Origin of the sequence: Alkalibacterium putridalgicola (genome assembly GCF_900109825.1) — a bacterium.
Classification (GTDB): Bacteria; Bacillota; Bacilli; order Lactobacillales; family Carnobacteriaceae_A; genus Alkalibacterium; species Alkalibacterium putridalgicola.
In genome coordinates this window covers 1-18,519 of sequence record NZ_FOBL01000043.1, presented here as the reverse complement: position 1 = coordinate 18,519, position 18,519 = coordinate 1, and the positions used below count along the sequence as shown (strand labels likewise).

Below are 18,519 nucleotides of genomic sequence, written 5' to 3'. Positions count from 1 at the left end.
ATCATAGGTTCTTCGGTTTGACATCGATAGACACTCCTTTTCGATAGTTTATATTCTATCAAAACGTGTCCAGGATTTCATACTAACATCAAAGTTCTCGGATAATTTCTCCGATACTTTGTTTATACTTGCCATATATTATCTGTCTTCTGTACTTTGGTGCGAAAACGATGTGATACTTACATCTCCACTGTGAATGTGCTAAACTGTTCTTGTCCTTCATTGGACGCCTCCTTCAATGATTTGAGTAAGTGGTCGGGAAACCAACTTTATCTTATCATGAAGTGAGGCTTTTTTTGAACCCACGCTGAAAGCTATCCTGAACCCCCGGCATAGCCGGGGGTTTTCAAAGTACATAAAAAAGCCTGGCGAAGCATCACCGCTTCGCCAGGCTTTACAATTAGAAATTAGTCTTCGTTTGGATCGTTTTCTGCATCTTCATGTGTTGGGTGAACGGTTCCTGGAAGATGGTCAGGACCTGCATAAATCGTGTATAATTTAAGCGGTTTGTCACCAGTATTTTCGATATTGTGCCACATATCGGCAGGTACGAATACGACATCGTCATCGCTAACTTTTTCTTCAACATTCAAGTCGTCTTCTGAAGGCCCCATCTTGCATACCCCTTCACCCTCTTCGATACGGATGAACTGATCGATGCCGTGATGAACTTCCAGGCCGATATCGTCGCCAGGTTTGATAGCCATGACGGTCGTCTGAAGTTTTTCACCTGTCCAGATCGTCGTACGGTAATTGTCATTACCCAATGTAGCCTCTTCTATATCAATAATATACGGCTTCTTGCCGTGGTCTTTGTAATCTATTTCCATCTTTTTCTTTTCCTCCTTGTAATTTATAATCGTTATAATGTTATAGTAACACATCAGAATATTTTTTCAAACGATACGCTCGCCCTTTTAAAAACAGCTTAACCAAGAGGAAAACACGAGTTATTCCTTTATCGTCCATATTGTAATCAATACAATACTATTACTTTCATCTGATGCACTTACTTACTTATATCCTAAGTATACGCTTACCAAAGGGGGATAATAATTGATTTAAATCAATTATTTAATATCTTTCTAAACTATTTAGAATGATTATAGATAAGTCCTGACCAACCGCTTACTTCAACTTAAACGTCGTATACCGGTAATCATCACAGTAGACCAGTTCGAACCCCACTGTATCCGCCACGATCTGCATAGCTTCGGGAGTAAAGAAGGAGATGTGAGTGAAGTCCCGGATATAATGCCAGCCCCATAATTCATTTATGTCTTTTGGATGAAAAAGCGTCATGACGGCTAAGACAGTGTCCGCCTTCATCAATGTCTTCAGTTCTCTAAACGTTTCAAGCGGATCAGGGATGTGCTCCATCACTTCTGTGGACGTGATCAAATCATAGGTCTGATTCTGATAGACCGTTTCCGGTTCGTAAAACAGATCATAAATCGTCACATCGTAATCATAATCCCGTTCCAGTAATTGAGCAAGGACCGGACTTGGACCACTTCCAAAATCGAGCGCATTTCTTCCTTCATTCACAAAGGGGAAAACTGCGGCCTGCAGGAACTTCTCGAAGAAAGCCACATAGCGGGGATCTTCTATGGAATTCTCATGCTGTTCATACTGTTTGAATTCCTTTTCTGAGGTTAAGTAAAATTCGGGATCCTTGGATATGAAATGGCAGTTCACGCATTCATGAAAGACCTGCCCGTTACTTGGGTGTTCCAATCTCTTTGTATCGTGCTGACATATTCTGCATTGCATGTTAACAATCCTTTCTATTATTCACGTTTTAATCCTATCACATTTTTGTGAAACTTTCTTATTTTCGTCTATATTATCTGCCAGTTATGGTATGATAATATAGACGAAAAACTTTTATGATTTGGAAGGAGATACAATGTCTGTGATTGTATTAGCAGGAATGATCGGAGCCGGAAAGAGTACGTATACCACTTTGATCTCAGAAGAACTCAATAGCAAAGCTTTTTATGAACATGTCGATGATAACTCGATTTTAGAAAAATTTTACGATGACCCAAGACGCTGGGCGTTTTCTCTACAAATATTCTTCTTGAATACACGTTTCAGAAGTATCAAAGAAGCATTGGTACATAGACATAACGTCTTGGACCGATCGATTTATGAAGATGCTTTGTTTACACGCATCAACTATGAACAGGGAAACATGAGTGAAGCGGAGATGACTTTATATACTGACTTGCTGGATAATATGATGGAAGAAATAGACGGCATGCCTAAAAAAGGTCCGGATCTACTCATTTATCTTAGAGGTTCTTTAGACACCCACCTGGAACGCATCAAGAAACGCGGTCGATCTTTTGAACAGGTCGAGGGCAACCCTGAACTGATGAATTATTACAAACGTCTGCACGGTCGTTATGACGACTGGTTTGCTGACTACGACAAGAGCCCGACTCTGATCATCGATATCGATGAAATCAACCTTGAGCGTGAAGGCGATAAAGCTCTGGTCATGAATAAAGTCAAAGAGGCATTGAAAAAACAACAGCAGCACGTATAAACGAAAAAAAGCTTCTCCGATCAGCGGGAAGCTTTTTTTCTTACTATTTAAGACAAGGAGTGCGTGATAATGATTCAGACTTTCACTTATTCACTGATCGAACAGGACGACTGGTCCTTCTATATCTTAGGTACAGACACAGGGCTCTGCTTTGTCGGTTCCAGTCCCGCCTCATTTAAAGAAATGACTGACTGGGTCGCTGTACATTTTCCTGAAACTGAGCTCAGAGAAGACAATTCCGCATTGGACCCTTTTCGAGCTGAATTCATTGCTTATTTAACCGGTAAAACACAGGCTTTCACATTTGACACCATTTTTCTTAGCGGTACTGACTTCCAGAAAAAAGTATGGGACAGCTTAAGAGCCATCCCATACGGTGAAACATTAACTTATGGCGAACTGGCCGCTTCCAATGGATACTCCAAAAAAGCGGCCAGAGCAGTTGGAACGGCTCTGGCATCCAATCCACTCCTGATCGTCTATCCCTGTCACAGAGTCGTCCCGAAGGCATCCAAGCCCAAAGCCTTTCGCGGCGGTCTTCAGATGAAAGAACACCTGCTTGCTCTGGAAAAGGGGGACCGAGTTAAAAAGTAAAGCCGTTATCCTGTGGCTGATAACCAACTTTTTCTCTGGTATCAGACAGATCCAGAAATTTAAACTGATTATCCGACACGCCGTGGACGATCTCAAAAGGACGTTCAAGGTCAGTTTCGACGCAGCGCTTGATTAGCTGGACCATGTCCCGTTCGCTGATGTAACTCGAGCGCTGATAGGGTTCAGGTTCTTTCTCCTGCGCCTTCAAGTGTTCCAGCGATCGGAAGCCGCCGATACGAATGGCGATGACTTCCATATCCGTCTGATAGCCATAGTAATTCCCCAGTGCTTCTCCAAAGACTTTACTGACCCCATAAAAGTCGAGCGGACGCACGGGGCTTGTCGTTTTCACCTGTTCGTCTTTCAGATAGCCTTTCACAGCATGGATACTGCTGGCAAAGATAAAACGGCGGCACCCCTGTTCATGTGCTGCAGACATCATATTATAGGTCCCGTCCATATTGATGCTTTTTACTTCATCAAATGTTGAGGACGGAGACGGATTAGCCGCCAGATGGATCACAGCATCCGCTCCTTTACATACCTCAAGACAGGACGCTTTATCCAGAATGTCCAGTTCGAACAGCGTTCTGTTCTCACCTTTTAATTCATCCAGTTTATCCATATCCTTGTCTGCTAAAACCAGATGCCCACTCTCTTTGAACCCTTCAGCGAGGCTGGACCCGATACGTCCGGCAGCCCCTGTGATAACGAGCTTCTGCTGCATCGTATTCACCTCTGCTTATATTATCTTGCCTGAGCGTTTCATCGCATCGATCACACGTACAACTGCCAACTTGAAGCATAAGAAACGTAATGATTCGTCATGTTCTGATGAGAAGTAAGAGCCATAAACACGCTCGCTCACCTTTTTCATACGCTTACTCATGTCTTCAAGGATGACTTCTTTTTCTTTCACTTCATTGGTGAATCCCTGGATCCATTCCAGATAAGAAACAGTTACTCCTCCGGCATTTGCCAGGATATCCGGAATAATCACTTTACCCTGCTCGGTCAGATACTGGTCCGCTTCACTTGTGACCGGTCCGTTGGCTCCTTCAACAAGGATGTCTGCCTTGATATCAGCCTGATTCTCTCCTGTTATCTGATCTTCGATCGCTCCCAGGATCAGCACATCACAGTCCAGCGTCAATATGTCCATAGGATCCAGAACGTCGCCTTCCAGTCCCATTTCTTTTAGTTCATCCGCATTCGGCAGACGGTCATTTTCTTCTTTGAACGGCGCCAGTTTTTCTGCATCCACTCCGTTTTCATTGTAGACTGTTGAACGGCTGTCAGACACAGCGATGACTGTATGCTTTCGTTCAGCATTTTGAGCTGCAATGGCTGCGGCACGGCTCAAGTTCCCAAATCCCTGAACAGCTATCTTCACATCATCTTTTTCGCCGATCGCCTTGATCATGTCTTTTTTGTCGGCATGCTTGTCGTTCACATCAAGAGAACCGTTCAAGACAGCATCCACCAAGTAGTAGTAACTCAGGAAGGTTCCGATCCCCGTTGATTCACCTCGGCCTTTAGTTCCGCCGTTTTTGATGCTTTTACCGGTGAATGTGTTGATGAAAGGCTGATTTGGATGCAGCTCTTTATAAGCTTGAGTCATCCAGTCCATCAGCTCTGGGCCTGAACCGACATCCGGTGCCGGAATGTCACGATACGGACCGATATCATTTTTAACCATGGATACAAAGGCCTGACTGACTTCTTTCAGTTCCCGTTTGGAATGCTTTCTGACGTCGATATGCACGCCACCCTTGCCGCCACCGTATGGCAGGTCATGCAGGGAATTTTTCAGGGTCATCAGCATAGCCAGTGTCTGGACTTCATCTTGATTCACCCCAGTACTGAATCGGATCCCGCCTTTATAGTACCCGCAGGCATTGTTATGCTGGACTCGGAAAGCCTGATATGTCCCGATGCTTCCGTCATCTTTTTTTATACGCAAATCGCCGGCAATGACTTTATCGATGCCTTTGAGTTGTTCTCCCCCTTGTTTCAACCATTCCGTTCTATTTTCTCCCCAGTTTGAGAGTTCATTCGTATCTGTTTCAATTAAATAATCGACAACCTCTTGAATCAGTTGCGTGGTCGTGTTCTTTGTCATATAAATTCCTCCGTTTTGAAATGAGAGCTTTCTAATTTATCCCTTACCATTGTATCATAATGAATGGGGGAAATGCGAATAATAGTCGAAAATGACAAAATCAGCGAAATCACGCCCTTTTTATCTTCCAGCATCACTCGTATTCGCTTAGAATGATCGATGCTGGATGAGCCACTACCAGCTCCGGCAGCTTTTCCTATCTGAGCATGTAAGTAAATCGCCAGGCTTACCCTCTCATCTCTCTTTTTCCAATGATCATTCAAGTGAAAGTGAATTTCTAACCGTATTGAGACTAGTTAACTTACTAATTCCTCAGGAACTGGTCGCAATAAGGGTTTAGCGACCAGTAAATGCGGTAATTCCCCAGGAACTTGTCGCAATAGCCGTTTAGCGACCAGTTTATACGATAATTACCCAGGAACTTGTCGCAATAACGGTTTAGCGACCAGTTTATACGATCATTTCACAGGAAGTGGTCGCAATAACGGTTTAACGACCAGTTTATGCGGTAATTCCCAAGGAAGTAGTCGCAATAGCCGTTTAGCAACCAGTTTATGCGATCATTCCCAAGGAAGTGGTCGCGATAGCAGTTAAGCTACCAAGTAACACTGTGATTTTTCAGGAAGAGACTGCGATCCATGCAATCACTCATCAGAAATTTTTTCTGTAAAAAAAGAAACGAGGCTGTTAGTTTTTCCCAGCCTCGTTCCGAATATTATATTAGTGTGCCTTTGATGTCGAGTTTTTTCTTCAGGTACCATTTAGCCAGGAATGCTACTAAACCGATGGCCAGCGTATAAGGTCCTGGGATCACCGGATTCAGTGCAGCCGGGATCAGTGCCGTACCGAAGGCCATCAGCATGATCCAGACGACCATCGTTAAAGTCGTCGCCAGAACATATTTCAGGAAACCGCCTTTGACACCCGGTCGTGGAGCGTATTTCGTGATGATCATGACCGCGAACCCACCTAAAATAAAGTTGAGGATCAGTGTCAGTAAGCCTAAACCGGCTTCTTCGTTCCCAGTAAAGTACGAGATTCCTGTGATCACAGCGAACATTCCTCCTAAAAGTAACGCACCGTCCAGCCATAGCTTCCATGATTCTGAGCGTTCCACAGGTTCTTGGACCACACCGCGTTTGCCTTCAATAAGGTAGCGGGCCTGATCAGTCACTGTCCCGTAGATGCTTCTCGCCGTGACGTGGTTAGCTTGTTCAGCCACGATGTTTTTCAGCATGTCGTTAAAAATGATCGTTTTGCGCTCTTCTGACATATTCGCATCGTCAAGTCGGCGGTTCAGTTTGATCATGTATTCCTGGTTCTTGTTCGTCAGCTGGTCGAAAAGTGCCGCATTCTCTTTTTCTTTTGCCGCGTAATCGATCTGACTTTCTTGTTCATTCGACGTATTCTTTTTAGCCATATTTCAGTCAATCTCCTTTATCTACACATTGAAACGGAACAGGATGACATCGCCGTCTTTGACGACATAGTCTTTACCTTCTGCTCGAAGTTTTCCAGCTTCACGCGCAGCTTTTTCACTGCCCAAGCGGTCATAGTCTTCATAAGAAATGGTTTCGGCACGGATAAATCCGCGTTCGAAGTCACTATGGATGACACCGGCAGTCTGCGGAGCTTTCATGCCTTTTTTAAAGGTCCAGGCTCTGACTTCTTTAACACCGGCGGTAAAGAAGGTCGCCAGGCCTAACAGATCGTAAGATTTACGGATCAGCTTGTTCAAGCCCGGTTCACTAACTCCCAAGTCTTCAAGGAACATTTCTTTTTCTTCGTCGTCCAGTTCGGCGATTTCTTCTTCGATAGCGGCTGAGATAGCGACCACTTCGGCGCCTTCTTCTGCGGCGATCTCGCGGACCGTCTGCAGATGTTTGTTGCTTTCCGGATCAGCGATCTCTTCTTCCGCAACGTTAGCCACGTAAAGGACGGGTTTGCTTGTCAGTAAGAATAAAGAACGCAGGATCGGCAGTTCTTCATCGGTAAAGTCCAGCACACGGACGGGTTTGCCTTCTTCAAGGACCGGTTTGATCTTATCCAGAACAGAAAGCATTGCGACAGCTTCCTGATCTTTGGATTTCGCCTGTTTTCTTACTTTTTCATAACGCTTGTCTACAGATTCCAGATCTGCTAAAGCCAGTTCAAGGTTGATCGTTTCGATATCTTCAGCCGGATTGACCTGACCTGAAACGTGTGTGATGTTTTCATCTTCGAAACAGCGCACGACGTGACAGATGGCATCCACTTCACGGATATTGGCCAGGAATTTGTTCCCTAGCCCTTCACCCTTGCTGGCGCCTTTGACGATGCCGGCGATATCGGTGAATTCAAAGGTCGTCGGAACGACTTTATCGGGATCTACCAGTTCAGCCAGACGGTCTAAGCGATCATCCGGCACTTCGACGATCCCGACATTGGGGTCGATCGTGGCAAAAGGATAGTTCGCTGCTTCTGCTCCAGCTTTTGTTATCGCGTTGAATAGTGTTGATTTTCCTACGTTGGGTAACCCAACAATTCCTGCTGTTAAAGGCATAAATATAGTCACCTTTCACTTTCTATAAAATAATTAGTCTTTCAAGACTTTCTTCATCTTGCGGTCGAATTCACGTCTGGGCATCATGACTAAATGGCCGCATCCTGTACATTTAATACGAATATCTGCGCCCATGCGAATGATCTCCCAGCGGTTCACGCCGCAGGGATGCGGTTTTTTCATCTCCACGACATCGTGTAAATCATAGGATCTCTCCATTTCATTACCCTCCCAGTCTTTAATTTAAATCGATATCCAGTTCTTCGAGGATACGGTTCAGGTCGTCAGGCGATACATACTCGATCTCGATCTTACCCTGTTCGCCTTTTTCGCGGATCACGACACTTGTCCCGAATTTGTCGGTCAGCAGCTCTTCTGATTTTCTGATATACACAGATTTGTCTGCAGTCAGCGGTTTCTGGGGCTTGTCTTTCGGATTCTGGTTCGCTTCAGATACGAGATGTTCAAGCTGTCTCACCGTCAATTTTTCTTTCACTGCACGTTTGGCCAGCTTCTTGATCTTTGATTTGTCTTTCAGTCCCAAAAGTGTACGGGCCTGACCATTGGACAGTTTGCCTTCCTGGACGAGCTGCTTCACTTCTTCAGGTAAAGACAGCAGACGCAGATGGTTGGCGATATAGGAACGGCTTTTGCCCAGTTTCTCAGCGACCTTTTCCTGTGTCATGGATAACTTGTCCATCATCATGTTATAAGCTTCAGCTTCTTCTAGGGACGTCAGGTCTTCACGCTGCAGGTTTTCTAAAATAGCCACCTGCATCATCACTTCTTCATTCAGTTCTCTCACGATGGCCGGGATCTTGTCTTTACCCGCGATTTTAGAGGCTCTGAATCGTCTTTCCCCGGCAATGATCTCATAGCCTTTAACGGAAGATTCACGCAAAATGATCGGCTGCAAAACGCCGGATATGTTTATGGAAGCAGCCAGTTCCTTCAAAGCGTCTTCATCAAAATGACGTCTGGGCTGGTAAGGATTGGGACGGATCTCAGCTAGTTCGATGAGCTGCACGCGTTCGTCGTTACGGTCGACTTCTTCTTCAAAATTAGGCACATCAAATAAGGCATCAATGCCTCGGCCTAATCCTTTTTTCTTATTCGCCACTACCCATCACTTCCTTCGCTAATTCTTGATAGACTTCTGCGCCCTTGGACCTGATGTCGTAGTCGATAATCGACAGGCCATAACTGGGCGCTTCGGATAACCGGATATTTCTTGGAATGATCGTGGTATACACTTTTTCGCGGAAATATTTCTTCACTTCATTCACCACTTCGAATCCAAGGTTCGTACGGGCGTCAAGCATGGTCAACAAAACGCCCTCCACTTTCAGGTCCTTGTTGAAGTGTTTCTGTACGAGTCGGACGGTGTTCAAGAGCTGGCTCAACCCTTCCAGAGCGTAATATTCGCACTGAACGGGGATGAGCACTGAGTCACTGGCGGTGAAGGCATTGATCGTCAAGTGACCCAAAGAAGGTGGACAGTCGATCAGAATATAATCATAGTCTGCTTCCAGAGTTTCAACAGCGCTCTTCAGGCGTGTTTCCCGAGCCATCAGACTGGTCAGTTCAACCTCTGCACCGGCCAGCTGGATCGTTGCAGGCACGATACTGAGATTGTCCCGGCTCGATGCCAGCACAACGTCTTTAAGCGGTTCTTCATTGATCAGCACATCGTAGATATCCCGATCCACTTCGCCTTTTTTTATGCCTAGACCACTGGTTGCATTCCCCTGGGCATCCATATCTATCAACAATACTTTCTTCCCGTTGTAGGCTAAAGATGCGCCAAGATTGACCGTAGTGGTTGTTTTTCCTACGCCACCTTTTTGGTTTGCGACGGCTATAATCTGTGCCATGGTATTCCTCCAAACTTTCTCATCTGTCTGTTTATGCTAATGGACTCTTATTGGGAGTCCCTGGTCGTCTCGGATATTTGTTCGGTGTCTCTTTTTTCTTGTCTATTAAAATAATCGTGCGTTCACCTGCATCTTCCGGCAGCTCGAATGAATGGGCCTCTCTGAACTTGCCACCGAGGATACCGATAGCAGCCAGCCCTTCATCCAGTTCGGCCGGCGCATGCGCAGCTTTCATCGCGATAAATGTGCCCTGTTTTTTCAGGAGCGGCAGGCAGAGTTCAGCTAAAACACTCATGCGTGCCACGGCACGGGCCGTCACGAAATCAAAGGAGGCTCTGAACTGCTTGTTCTGTCCGAACGTTTCCGCGCGGTCGTGGTAGAGTGATACGCCACTCAGCCCCAGCTCCTTAACGATCTCTTCAAGAAAGGTGATGCGTTTTTTAAGTGAATCAACGATCGTTATCTGAAGATCCGGGTAGATGATTTTAAGGGGGATACTAGGAAACCCAGCACCTGAGCCTACATCGCATAGACTGTGGACCCCTTTGCTAAAATCTACATATAAACCTGCTGTCAGTGAATCATAAAAGTGTTTTAAGTATACTTCTTCTCGTTGGGTGATTGCGGTCAAATTGATTTTTTCATTCCATTCCTGCAGAAGTTCCAGGTACCGTTCAAACTGGTTCATCTTGGCTTCTGTTATCGGAATGTCTCTTTTTTTAAGTTCTGACTGAAATTCTTCTGGAGTCATTCTTCAAAAATCCTTTCTATTATCAGTCGTGAAACACTTGATTGTTTCACAAAATCACTCTCTTCACTTTATACCAAACAGCTCATAAATACAATGGTTTAAAGAGATTTTTATCAGTTTTACCGGTAGTCCTTTTCTTTATCATCGCGTCGCTTTTAACTCTTTGAAAAAGGATCAAAAAGAGTAAGGCACGCCATGCGATTGTCATAGATCACTACTACGTATGAGAGAAATGCATGATGTAAAAAAGCGTTCCAGCATTCTTATTCGAATGTTGAAACGCACATTATATTTTACAAAACTTCACTCTTCCTTTTTATGAAGGAATCTCTCCAGCTTTGGTAAGAGCCATTTTTGTGGTAAGCGGTCCAATCAGTGCATAAATGAGCGTTGAGCATAATACAACAACTTTTATTTGCGCCGCATACATCGGAACGATAGATTCAGCAATTGCTGTAAGTCCAATAGCTACACCCGCCTGCGGGATAAGAGTCATACCCAGATAACGACTGACCGTTTTTGGAGTATGAGCTAAATCAGCACCTAAATAAGCTCCTGCAATTTTTCCGACAACTCTTAAAATGATATAGACTAAACCAACAAACCCGACAGTAGGAATAACTGACACATCTAAGCCAGCACCAGATACGACAAAAAACATTACATATATTGGTGTTGTAATACGATCAGCTAAATCGTTCATTTTTGTAGCCGCCAATGAAATATTAGTCAGTACCGCTCCCATCACCATAATCGTTAATAATTCAGAAACGCCAAAGTAAACCGATATTCCGCTTGCTAGAAATACAAAGGAAATTAAAACAACTAAACGATTACTGCTCGTCTGGAAAAATTTCAATGGCCATTTCATTAGAAAACCTAAAACCGCACCGATCAGTACCGCGAAAAATATATCTATAAATGGACTTAAAATAGATGAAATTAAGGAAAGCTCTCCTTGTGTCTGTACTAGCATTCTTGCTATAGCAGACGCAAAACCGAATAGAATCAAGGCCATAGCATCATCTAAAGCAACCACACTCATTAGTGTTTCAGTTACAGGTCCTTTTGCTTTAAATTCTTTTATAACCATAATAGTAGAAGCTGGATCTGTAGCAGCCGCAATAGCCCCCAGTATAATTGCAAATGCAAGATCCACACCAATCAGTAATAAGCCACCGATGACGATCAGTACAGCTGCAACAGACTCGCATAAAGCAATGATAACAGGGCCAATGCCTACGCGTTTAAAGTAACTTCTTTTAAAGGACAAGCCTACAGTGAATGCAATAAATGCTAAGGCTACCTCTTCAACGATATCAAGACTTTCAAGAACTTCTGGTGTTAATCCATTGAGTACGGATGGTCCTACAATGAGTCCGCCCACCAAATAGCCAGTCACACTTGGTAATTTCACAAAAGCAGCTAACTGTCCGAAAACTAACCCAATAATAAGGACAATGGCAATATAAAAAACAATCGATAATTCCAACTTTACAACCTTCTTTTCTAATTTTAAAATCTTGTGTATTCTATTTTTCTCTAATGCCTTCCTGAAATAAGACAGGAACAGCAAACATGATACCTGTATCAGGTTTGCCAATATTTCTTAAGACATCTTTAACAGTCTGACGAGCAAGATCCAAATCTTCTTCTGGAATCACACTATAAATTGTTTTATTTTCAGTATGATTCGATATTATCAGTGGTTTGATGGTAGAGAATATCTTCGTTTCATCCAGCTGGGACAAATGCTGTGCCATCCCTACAGAATCGATCACTGTGGCAGCCTGCCCTACTTCATCATTGAATTTCAGCAGAAGATCATCCAGCAGTTCCGTTTCGTTTAATACAACCATGAACAATACTTTATTTTTCATTTTTACACTCCCCTTCATTCTTCTATATACAATCATACTCTTAACAATTAATTTATCAAGGTTGGAAAGGGGTTACAGCTCTCGATAATTTTATAACATTTTAGAACGCATCAATATTTGATAATTCTGTCACATTTTTGGCCTTTAGAATAAAGCGATCGCTGCTTTCTCAGCTAAAATCTTATGTTTGGAGTTGTACTATTATTTATTTTATGTATACTGTGGGTGTGGGTTGTAAATAAGAAAAATAAGTGGAAAAAAATACGTTTTAAAAAGGGGATTGAAACACAGCTATGTGGCAGTACAAACACTTTCAGGAATTGAGTGCACAAGATTTTCATCAGATAATAAAAGAGCGTACAAAAATTTTTGTCGTAGAACAGGGCTGTGCCTATCAAGAAGTTGATGATATCGATCTGAGAGCGATACATCTCATTAAGAGACATAAAGATTCAATCAAAGCTTATGCCCGTATTTATAAAGATGAGCGAAGAATAAAAATCGGACGTGTGTTAGTTCCTGGTGAATTCAGAAATGAAGGACACGGCAAAGAACTTATCAAGACAGCACTTGACTATGTCAATTGTCATTATCCAAACAGCGAAGTCGTTATTCAAGCTGAATCGTATCTCAAGGATTTTTATGAGAGATTCGGTTTTAAAACAACATCTGACCTTTACTATGACTATGATATCGGTCATTACGATATGGAGTTAGAGAAAAAAGTGCCAGCTTTACAACATTGATCGCTATAAATTAAAAAGATACCCTGGAAGGTTCTAAACCTTTTGGGGTATCTTTTTGCTGAAAATCATAATCAAATGAAGTAAGTGAACAAGTAGGCTGCAGTACGATGTCCTATCTGATTTTTACAGCCTCTACTTTTTAGGTGAACTAAGCTGACGAAGCGAAGTATCAAAAACGAAAACTGCAGTTGTCAGTAGAGATACGGAACAGCTTTTTGAATATGTTGCAATCTGATAAATGAATCAGACGTTTTCAGATAAAGACGTTTTGTTCTTTAAAAGGTTAAAAAAAGCCGGGGTACTCGCCCCGGCTTTTTCTTCTTTAAATCACTTCATATTAGTCTTTTACAAAATTGAATTTATCTTTAGTGCTGTTGGCTATTTTCACCAGCAGCAGCATGACAGGTACTTCGACCAGCACACCAACCACGGTGGCCAAAGTTGCCCCGGAATTCAAACCGAACAGTGAAATGGATACCGCTACGGCCAGTTCAAAGAAATTGCTGGCACCGATCATGGCTGACGGTGCGGCAATATTGAATGGCAGCTTACAGGCATACGCTCCGGAATAGGTTATCCCGAAAATCAGGAAGGTCTGAAGGGTCAGCGGAATAGCGATCAGCAGGATATGCAGCGGGTTCTCTACGATCCGTTCACCCTGGAATGAAAAGATGATGATCAGTGTGAGCAGAAGTCCGGCCATGGTGACGCGATCAAACTTGCTGATAAAGTTGTGTTCAAAGTAGTGCTGCCCTTTTCGACTGACGATCACTTTTCGCGTGATAATAGCCAGCACGAGTGGTACGACAATGAACAGGACCGTTGACAGGATCAGTGTGTTCCATGGGACGGCCACGTTTCCGACGCCGAGCAGCAGAGCCACGATCGGCGCGAACAGGACGATGACGATGATGTCGTTCACTGAGACCTGAACCAGTGTGTACGCGGGATCCCCGTTGGTCAGCTTGCTCCAGACGAACACCATGGCCGTACACGGGGCAGCTCCTAAAATCACTGCACCGGCTATATATTCGCGCGCCAGTTCATTGGCAATCAGTCCATCAAAAATAAACAAGAAGAACAAAGAAGCAATGGCGAACATCATAAATGGTTTGACCGCCCAGTTAACAAAAGTAGTTAAAAATAAGCCGACTGGTTTTTTCGTGACCCCAACGACGCTTGAGAAGTCGACCTTCAGCATCATGGGAAAAATCATGATCCAGATCAGTACAGCCGTTGGAACAGAGACCTGATAGTATTCATAACGACTCAATGTGTCAGGAATGACCGGCAGGAACTGGCCGATCAGGATCCCGATCCCCATACATAACAGGACCCAGACCGTCAGATATTTTTCAAAGACACTTATCGCGGATGTTGTTTTTTGTGTTTCACTCATATCGTTACCTCCAAATTTCTATACATAGATAATCTTCTATATATAAGTTACGGCAATCGTCAAAGCTTGTCAATCCGAACATAAAAAAAGAGCTGAACAGCCCTTTTTTTATGTTACTGAGTGCTTATCTGTTTTGACTTTTAATATAATTCTGATAATTTGTGTTGCCGCCAGATAAAACATTCGCATCTAAAAAGCCGATGTTCAAGAGCAGATTCTGAGCGGTGTTGCTGGTGACGCCTTTGTTGCAGTAGACGACCGTTTTGACCGAATGATCCAAGTCCGCAACCCCTTTGCGCAGATCCAGCATCGGAATGTTGACGGCGTTTTTCACATGGTTCTTCTCGTACTGCTTAGGTGAGCGCACATCGATAATCTGCAGTGGAACGTCTTTATCCTGGAGCCTCACCAATTCTTTCGGCGTAACGACCGGCAGATTCTTGCGTGCATTTTCCAGGACCATGCCTGTATACATCACCGGATCCTTGGTCGTGCTGTAAGGCGGTGCATAGGCCAGATCCAGATGGAACAAGTCCTCGGCTGTGGCTTTAAAGGTAATGGCCGTCGCAAACACATCGATGCGCTTGTCCACGCCTTCCGGACCTACGATCTGAGCCCCCAGGAAGCGGCCGGTTTCCCTGTCCGCCACCCCTTTGATCGTCAGTTCCTTCCCGCCGACATACTTGGCATGCGCCGGTTTGATATTATGGACGACCACCGGATCGAAGCCGGCAGCGGCTGCTTCTTTTTCAGAAAAGCCGGTAAAAGCGACTGTCAGATCGAACAGGCGGAAGATCCCTGTACCCAGTGTCCCTTTAAATTCAAGCGGTCCGCCAGTCAGGTGATCGCCCACGATACGTCCCATCTTGTTCGCGGTGGAGCCAAGCGGATGGTATATGGGCTGACCGGTCACTCTGTGGAAAGTTTCAGCCACATCTCCAACGGCATAAACATCTTCTGCAGATGTCTTCATGTAGTTATCTACTTTGACCGCACCGGTTTCGCCCAGTTCGATTTCAGCCTCTGTCGCCAGCACCGTGTTGGGTCTGACACCAACGGCCAGGATGACCAGATCCGTTTCGATCGCTGCACCGTTTTCTGTACCGACAGCTTCTACTTTACCCTCACCTTTTATCGTTTTGACTTTATCGTTTATATGAAGGTCGACATTGTTGTTTTGTAATTCTTTTTCAAGATGATAGGCCATGTCTGCATCGATGCGAGGGAAAATTTGGTCGGCCAATTCTACAATCGACACTTTCAATCCCTTTTTCGTCAGCTGCTCGGCCATCTCGAGTCCGATATAGCCGGAACCGATGATCGTCGCATGCTCAACCTCGTTACTCTTCATATAAGTATCGATAGCCTTCGTGTTATCCATCGTCTTGACATGAAAGACGTTCTCGTAAGTATCCAGAGTAAATGGCGGTGGAGTAAGCGAATATGACCCCGTAGCCAGCACCAGTTTGTCGTACGTTTCTCTTGTCCCTTCACCTTTCACTTTGTCATACACTTCTATTTCTTTAGCCAGAGGGTGAATGGCTTTGACATGATGATTCGTGTGGATGTCGATCTCAAAACGTTTCTTGAACCATTCAGCATCTCTTGGGATGAGCGTATCCAGTTCATCCACTTCTCCGCCTAAAAAGTATGGCATCCCACACACGGAATAGGAAATATCCTCCGCTTCTTCATAAACGACGATTTCGGCCGTTTCATCGTTGCGTCTGGCTTTAGCAGCAACCGATGTCCCTGCTGCAACCGATCCAATGACTACGATTTTCATAAGTTGATCCTCCTATACATAGACAATTATCTATTTAATAATAAGTTTACCAATGTTTTTAACAAAAAACTACTAGTTTTTCTACTTCAAATCCACATTTCGTATAACAGAAACGAATGGTCTTTGAATTCTTGATCGGTAGGCTGACCGGCTCCTGCTGAACCAGACGAGCACCTGATAATCTCATTCTACCTTTTTCACCCTGATATTTCTCCTCTCAGCCCATGAATGCCTTTACAACTTCACTATTCTGTCACAATCGGGTAAATTGTGGTTATTAAATTCTCATAAAGCCTGACATCTATGTAAAAGTAAGTATAATAGACATAATGGCAAAAAAACAGACCAGGACTACACAGAAAGAATTGAGGTTTTATTAAATATGATTACAGTAACAGATGTAAGCTTACGTTTTTCTGACAAAAAACTATTTGAAGATGTCACTTTAAAATTCGCAAACGACAATTGCTATGGTGTTATCGGGGCAAACGGTGCCGGTAAATCAACTTTTCTAAAAATATTATCCGGAGAGATCTCTCCAACTTCAGGCGACGTGTCTATGCCGAAGGATTCACGTATGGCCGTTTTGAAACAGAACCACTACGATTATGAAGAATATACTGTCGTGGACACCGTTATCATGGGTCACGAGCGCTTGTACAAGGTTATGAAAGAAAAAAATGATATCTACATGAAAGCGGACTTCTCTGACGAAGACGGTATTCGTGTGGCTGAACTTGAAGGTGAATTCGCCGAGCTTAATGGCTGGGAAGCTGAACCGGAAGCCATGACTTTGCTTAAAGGCTTAGGCATCCCCGAAGACTTGCATACTCAGAAAATGAGCGAACTGACCGGTGGACAGCACGTTAAGGTCTTGCTTGCTCAAGCCTTGTTCGGTAAACCGGACGTCCTTCTACTAGATGAGCCCACAAACGGCCTGGACACACATTCGATCGCCTGGCTCGAAGACTTCCTGATCAACTTTGAAAATACTGTTATTGTCGTTTCCCACGACAGACACTTCTTGAATAAAGTCTGTACGCACATGGTCGATGTCGACTTCGGTCAGATCAGACTGTTCGTCGGTAACTACGACTTCTGGCTGGAATCCAGTCAGCTGGCTTCAAAAATGGCCGCAGACCAGAACAGCAAGAAAGAAGAAAAAATCAAAGAACTCGAAGCCTTTATCGCCCGATTCAGCGCAAATGCGTCTAAATCCAAGCAGGCAACATCGCGTAAGAAAATGCTTGAAAAGATCACACTGGATGATATCAAGCCGTCGTCACGCCGTTATCCGTTCGTCGGTTTTTCGCCTGAACGTGAAATCGGTAATGATCTTCTGCGCGTTGAAAACATTTCTAAAACGATCGACGGCAAAAAGGTCCTGGGCAACATTTCCTTTACCCTGTCACGTGAAGACAAGGTCGCTTTCACCAGTATGAGTGACGTCGCGATCACAACTTTATTCAAAATCATTACTGGCGAAATGGAACCCGATACTGGAACGTATCAATGGGGCATCACAACGAAACAGGCTTATCTTCCGAAAGATACGAACAGCGAGTTCGAAAACAGTGATTTAACTATCCTGGACTGGTTGAGACAATATGTCGTCAATAAAGAAGAGAACGACAACACCTTCCTGAGAAGTTTCCTGGGACGCATGCTCTTCTCCGGCGAAGAAGTTATGAAAGAAGTTTCTGTCTTGTCCGGTGGCGAAAAAGTCCGCTGTATGCTTTCCAAACTAATGTTAAGTAAAGCAAACGTACTGGTCCTTGACGATCCGACGAACCACTTGGATCTGGAATCCATTACGGCATTGAATAACGGCCTGATCGATTTCAAAGGCGCTATTTTATTCGGTTCGCATGACCACCAGTTCATACAGACGCTGGCTAACCGCATTATCGAGATCTCACCAAATGGTGTGGTGGACCGTTCAGAAATCACGTACGACGAATTCCTGGAAAATAAAACTGCACAAGAACAAGTTGCGGCACTTTACGCCTAACTTATTTAAATGATGAGCACTCACGACCGCGGTCGTGAGTGTTCTTTTTTGTTTCAGGGAGGAAGAAAGAAGCCGCGGGCTTCTTTCCACTGCCTTATTTTTTTTGTGAGGTGGATATCCGCCCTTCCTTTAAGTTTTTTTGTTTGAAGGGCGGATATCTTCGTCTTTTGTGTCCTTCGTGCACTGACTTGTTTTGTGAAGGGCACATTTACCTCACTTTTGTGACCTTCGTGCGCTGACTTCTTTCCTGAAGGGCACAT

General features: G+C 44.1%; 20 protein-coding genes and 1 pseudogene. 4 read left to right on the top strand and 17 right to left on the bottom strand.

Annotated features, from left to right (window positions below):
- Nucleotides 1–91 precede the first annotated feature (91 nt).
- From BMX84_RS11190 to BMX84_RS11180, 3 genes and pseudogenes are all read right to left on the bottom strand, one after another.
- Nucleotides 92–223, bottom strand: a pseudogene (locus tag BMX84_RS11190) (transposase); the annotation flags it as partial.
- Nucleotides 224–407: 184 nt separating this feature from the next.
- On the bottom strand, nt 408–830 hold the full coding sequence (locus BMX84_RS11185; protein ID WP_091489799.1) for a cupin domain-containing protein: 423 nt from the start codon (nt 828–830) through the stop codon (nt 408–410).
- Between the two features lie 298 nt (nt 831–1,128).
- Nucleotides 1,129–1,773 (bottom strand): class I SAM-dependent methyltransferase, encoded by a 645-nt coding sequence (locus BMX84_RS11180; RefSeq protein ID WP_091489796.1) that lies wholly within the window; start codon nt 1,771–1,773, stop codon nt 1,129–1,131.
- Between the two features lie 136 nt (nt 1,774–1,909).
- On the opposite strand from BMX84_RS11180, the gene BMX84_RS11175 reads away from it, so the two are divergent.
- The gene (locus tag BMX84_RS11175; protein ID WP_177165557.1) at nt 1,910–2,554 is read left to right on the top strand and encodes a deoxynucleoside kinase; all 645 of its coding nucleotides are present in this window, start codon (nt 1,910–1,912) and stop codon (nt 2,552–2,554) included.
- Nucleotides 2,555–2,623: 69 nt separating this feature from the next.
- A complete protein-coding gene (locus tag BMX84_RS11170; RefSeq protein WP_091489791.1) occupies nt 2,624–3,148 on the top strand; it encodes a methylated-DNA--[protein]-cysteine S-methyltransferase in 525 nt (174 codons plus the stop codon).
- Here the strand turns inward: BMX84_RS11170 and BMX84_RS11165 are convergent.
- The 11 genes from BMX84_RS11165 to BMX84_RS11115 form a co-directional block, all read right to left on the bottom strand.
- On the bottom strand, nt 3,138–3,875 hold the full coding sequence (locus BMX84_RS11165; protein ID WP_091489787.1) for an NAD-dependent epimerase/dehydratase family protein: 738 nt from the start codon (nt 3,873–3,875) through the stop codon (nt 3,138–3,140). The genes BMX84_RS11170 and BMX84_RS11165 overlap by 11 nt on opposite strands.
- A gap of 15 nt (nt 3,876–3,890) precedes the next feature.
- Nucleotides 3,891–5,270 carry a Glu/Leu/Phe/Val family dehydrogenase gene (locus BMX84_RS11160; protein WP_091489784.1) on the bottom strand — a complete coding sequence of 460 codons (1,380 nt, stop codon included), beginning with the start codon at nt 5,268–5,270 and terminating at the stop codon, nt 3,891–3,893.
- Nucleotides 5,267–5,533, bottom strand: coding sequence for a hypothetical protein (locus BMX84_RS11155; protein ID WP_091489782.1), 267 nt, complete (start codon nt 5,531–5,533; stop codon nt 5,267–5,269). The genes BMX84_RS11160 and BMX84_RS11155 overlap by 4 nt, the downstream gene beginning before the upstream one ends.
- A 452-nt stretch (nt 5,534–5,985) precedes the next feature.
- The gene (locus tag BMX84_RS11150; RefSeq protein WP_091489779.1) at nt 5,986–6,690 is read right to left on the bottom strand and encodes a DUF1129 domain-containing protein; all 705 of its coding nucleotides are present in this window, start codon (nt 6,688–6,690) and stop codon (nt 5,986–5,988) included.
- A 21-nt stretch (nt 6,691–6,711) separates the two neighbouring features.
- Nucleotides 6,712–7,812: a redox-regulated ATPase YchF gene (gene ychF / locus BMX84_RS11145; protein ID WP_091489777.1), complete on the bottom strand. Its 1,101-nt coding sequence runs from the start codon at nt 7,810–7,812 to the stop codon at nt 6,712–6,714.
- A 33-nt stretch (nt 7,813–7,845) separates the two neighbouring features.
- Complete coding sequence (locus BMX84_RS11140) at nt 7,846–8,031, bottom strand: DUF951 domain-containing protein (protein WP_091489773.1); 186 nt, start codon at nt 8,029–8,031, stop codon at nt 7,846–7,848.
- Between the two features lie 19 nt (nt 8,032–8,050).
- Nucleotides 8,051–8,932, bottom strand: a complete 882-nt coding sequence (locus tag BMX84_RS11135) for a ParB/RepB/Spo0J family partition protein (RefSeq protein WP_091489770.1) — start codon at nt 8,930–8,932, stop codon at nt 8,051–8,053.
- The gene (locus tag BMX84_RS11130; protein WP_091489768.1) at nt 8,922–9,686 is read right to left on the bottom strand and encodes a ParA family protein; all 765 of its coding nucleotides are present in this window, start codon (nt 9,684–9,686) and stop codon (nt 8,922–8,924) included. The genes BMX84_RS11135 and BMX84_RS11130 overlap by 11 nt, the downstream gene beginning before the upstream one ends.
- Nucleotides 9,687–9,717: 31 nt before the next feature.
- Complete coding sequence (rsmG, locus tag BMX84_RS11125) at nt 9,718–10,437, bottom strand: 16S rRNA (guanine(527)-N(7))-methyltransferase RsmG (protein ID WP_091489765.1); 720 nt, start codon at nt 10,435–10,437, stop codon at nt 9,718–9,720.
- 316 nt (nt 10,438–10,753) lie between these two features.
- Complete coding sequence (locus tag BMX84_RS11120; RefSeq protein WP_091489762.1) at nt 10,754–11,929, bottom strand: cation:proton antiporter; 1,176 nt, start codon at nt 11,927–11,929, stop codon at nt 10,754–10,756.
- 40 nt (nt 11,930–11,969) lie between these two features.
- Nucleotides 11,970–12,317, bottom strand: a complete 348-nt coding sequence (locus BMX84_RS11115; protein ID WP_091489759.1) for a hypothetical protein — start codon at nt 12,315–12,317, stop codon at nt 11,970–11,972.
- Between the two features lie 293 nt (nt 12,318–12,610).
- Here BMX84_RS11115 and BMX84_RS11110 point away from each other — a divergent pair, with 293 nt between their 5' ends.
- Nucleotides 12,611–13,063 (top strand): GNAT family N-acetyltransferase, encoded by a 453-nt coding sequence (locus tag BMX84_RS11110; RefSeq protein WP_091489756.1) that lies wholly within the window; start codon nt 12,611–12,613, stop codon nt 13,061–13,063.
- A gap of 337 nt (nt 13,064–13,400) precedes the next feature.
- Here BMX84_RS11110 and arsB read toward each other — a convergent pair whose 3' ends face one another.
- Nucleotides 13,401–14,462: an ACR3 family arsenite efflux transporter gene (arsB, locus tag BMX84_RS11105; RefSeq protein ID WP_091489753.1), complete on the bottom strand. Its 1,062-nt coding sequence runs from the start codon at nt 14,460–14,462 to the stop codon at nt 13,401–13,403.
- 124 nt (nt 14,463–14,586) lie between these two features.
- Nucleotides 14,587–16,248, bottom strand: coding sequence for an FAD-dependent oxidoreductase (locus BMX84_RS11100; RefSeq protein WP_091489750.1), 1,662 nt, complete (start codon nt 16,246–16,248; stop codon nt 14,587–14,589).
- Between the two features lie 382 nt (nt 16,249–16,630).
- On the opposite strand from BMX84_RS11100, the gene BMX84_RS11095 reads away from it, so the two are divergent.
- Nucleotides 16,631–18,259, top strand: coding sequence for an ABC-F family ATP-binding cassette domain-containing protein (locus tag BMX84_RS11095; RefSeq protein WP_091489748.1), 1,629 nt, complete (start codon nt 16,631–16,633; stop codon nt 18,257–18,259).
- A gap of 53 nt (nt 18,260–18,312) precedes the next feature.
- Here BMX84_RS11095 and BMX84_RS12650 read toward each other — a convergent pair.
- Nucleotides 18,313–18,519: hypothetical protein (locus BMX84_RS12650; RefSeq protein ID WP_091489746.1), on the bottom strand; the 207-nt coding region annotated here is incomplete at its 5' end.

Coding starts and splice junctions, on each gene's coding strand:
- ychF (WP_091489777.1), bottom strand. CDS start 7,812: ATGCCTTTAACAGCAGGAATTGTTGGGTTACCCAACGTAGGAAAATCA.
- BMX84_RS11150 (WP_091489779.1), bottom strand. CDS start 6,690: ATGGCTAAAAAGAATACGTCGAATGAACAAGAAAGTCAGATCGATTAC.
- arsB (WP_091489753.1), bottom strand. CDS start 14,462: ATGAGTGAAACACAAAAAACAACATCCGCGATAAGTGTCTTTGAAAAA.
- BMX84_RS11170 (WP_091489791.1), top strand. CDS start 2,624: ATGATTCAGACTTTCACTTATTCACTGATCGAACAGGACGACTGGTCC.
- BMX84_RS11175 (WP_177165557.1), top strand. CDS start 1,910: ATGTCTGTGATTGTATTAGCAGGAATGATCGGAGCCGGAAAGAGTACG.
- BMX84_RS11115 (WP_091489759.1), bottom strand. CDS start 12,317: ATGAAAAATAAAGTATTGTTCATGGTTGTATTAAACGAAACGGAACTG.
- BMX84_RS11140 (WP_091489773.1), bottom strand. CDS start 8,031: ATGGAGAGATCCTATGATTTACACGATGTCGTGGAGATGAAAAAACCG.
- BMX84_RS11160 (WP_091489784.1), bottom strand. CDS start 5,270: ATGACAAAGAACACGACCACGCAACTGATTCAAGAGGTTGTCGATTAT.
- BMX84_RS11165 (WP_091489787.1), bottom strand. CDS start 3,875: ATGCAGCAGAAGCTCGTTATCACAGGGGCTGCCGGACGTATCGGGTCC.
- BMX84_RS11185 (WP_091489799.1), bottom strand. CDS start 830: ATGGAAATAGATTACAAAGACCACGGCAAGAAGCCGTATATTATTGAT.
- BMX84_RS11180 (WP_091489796.1), bottom strand. CDS start 1,773: ATGCAATGCAGAATATGTCAGCACGATACAAAGAGATTGGAACACCCA.
- BMX84_RS11130 (WP_091489768.1), bottom strand. CDS start 9,686: ATGGCACAGATTATAGCCGTCGCAAACCAAAAAGGTGGCGTAGGAAAA.
- BMX84_RS11110 (WP_091489756.1), top strand. CDS start 12,611: ATGTGGCAGTACAAACACTTTCAGGAATTGAGTGCACAAGATTTTCAT.
- rsmG (WP_091489765.1), bottom strand. CDS start 10,437: ATGACTCCAGAAGAATTTCAGTCAGAACTTAAAAAAAGAGACATTCCG.
- BMX84_RS11095 (WP_091489748.1), top strand. CDS start 16,631: ATGATTACAGTAACAGATGTAAGCTTACGTTTTTCTGACAAAAAACTA.
- BMX84_RS11100 (WP_091489750.1), bottom strand. CDS start 16,248: ATGAAAATCGTAGTCATTGGATCGGTTGCAGCAGGGACATCGGTTGCT.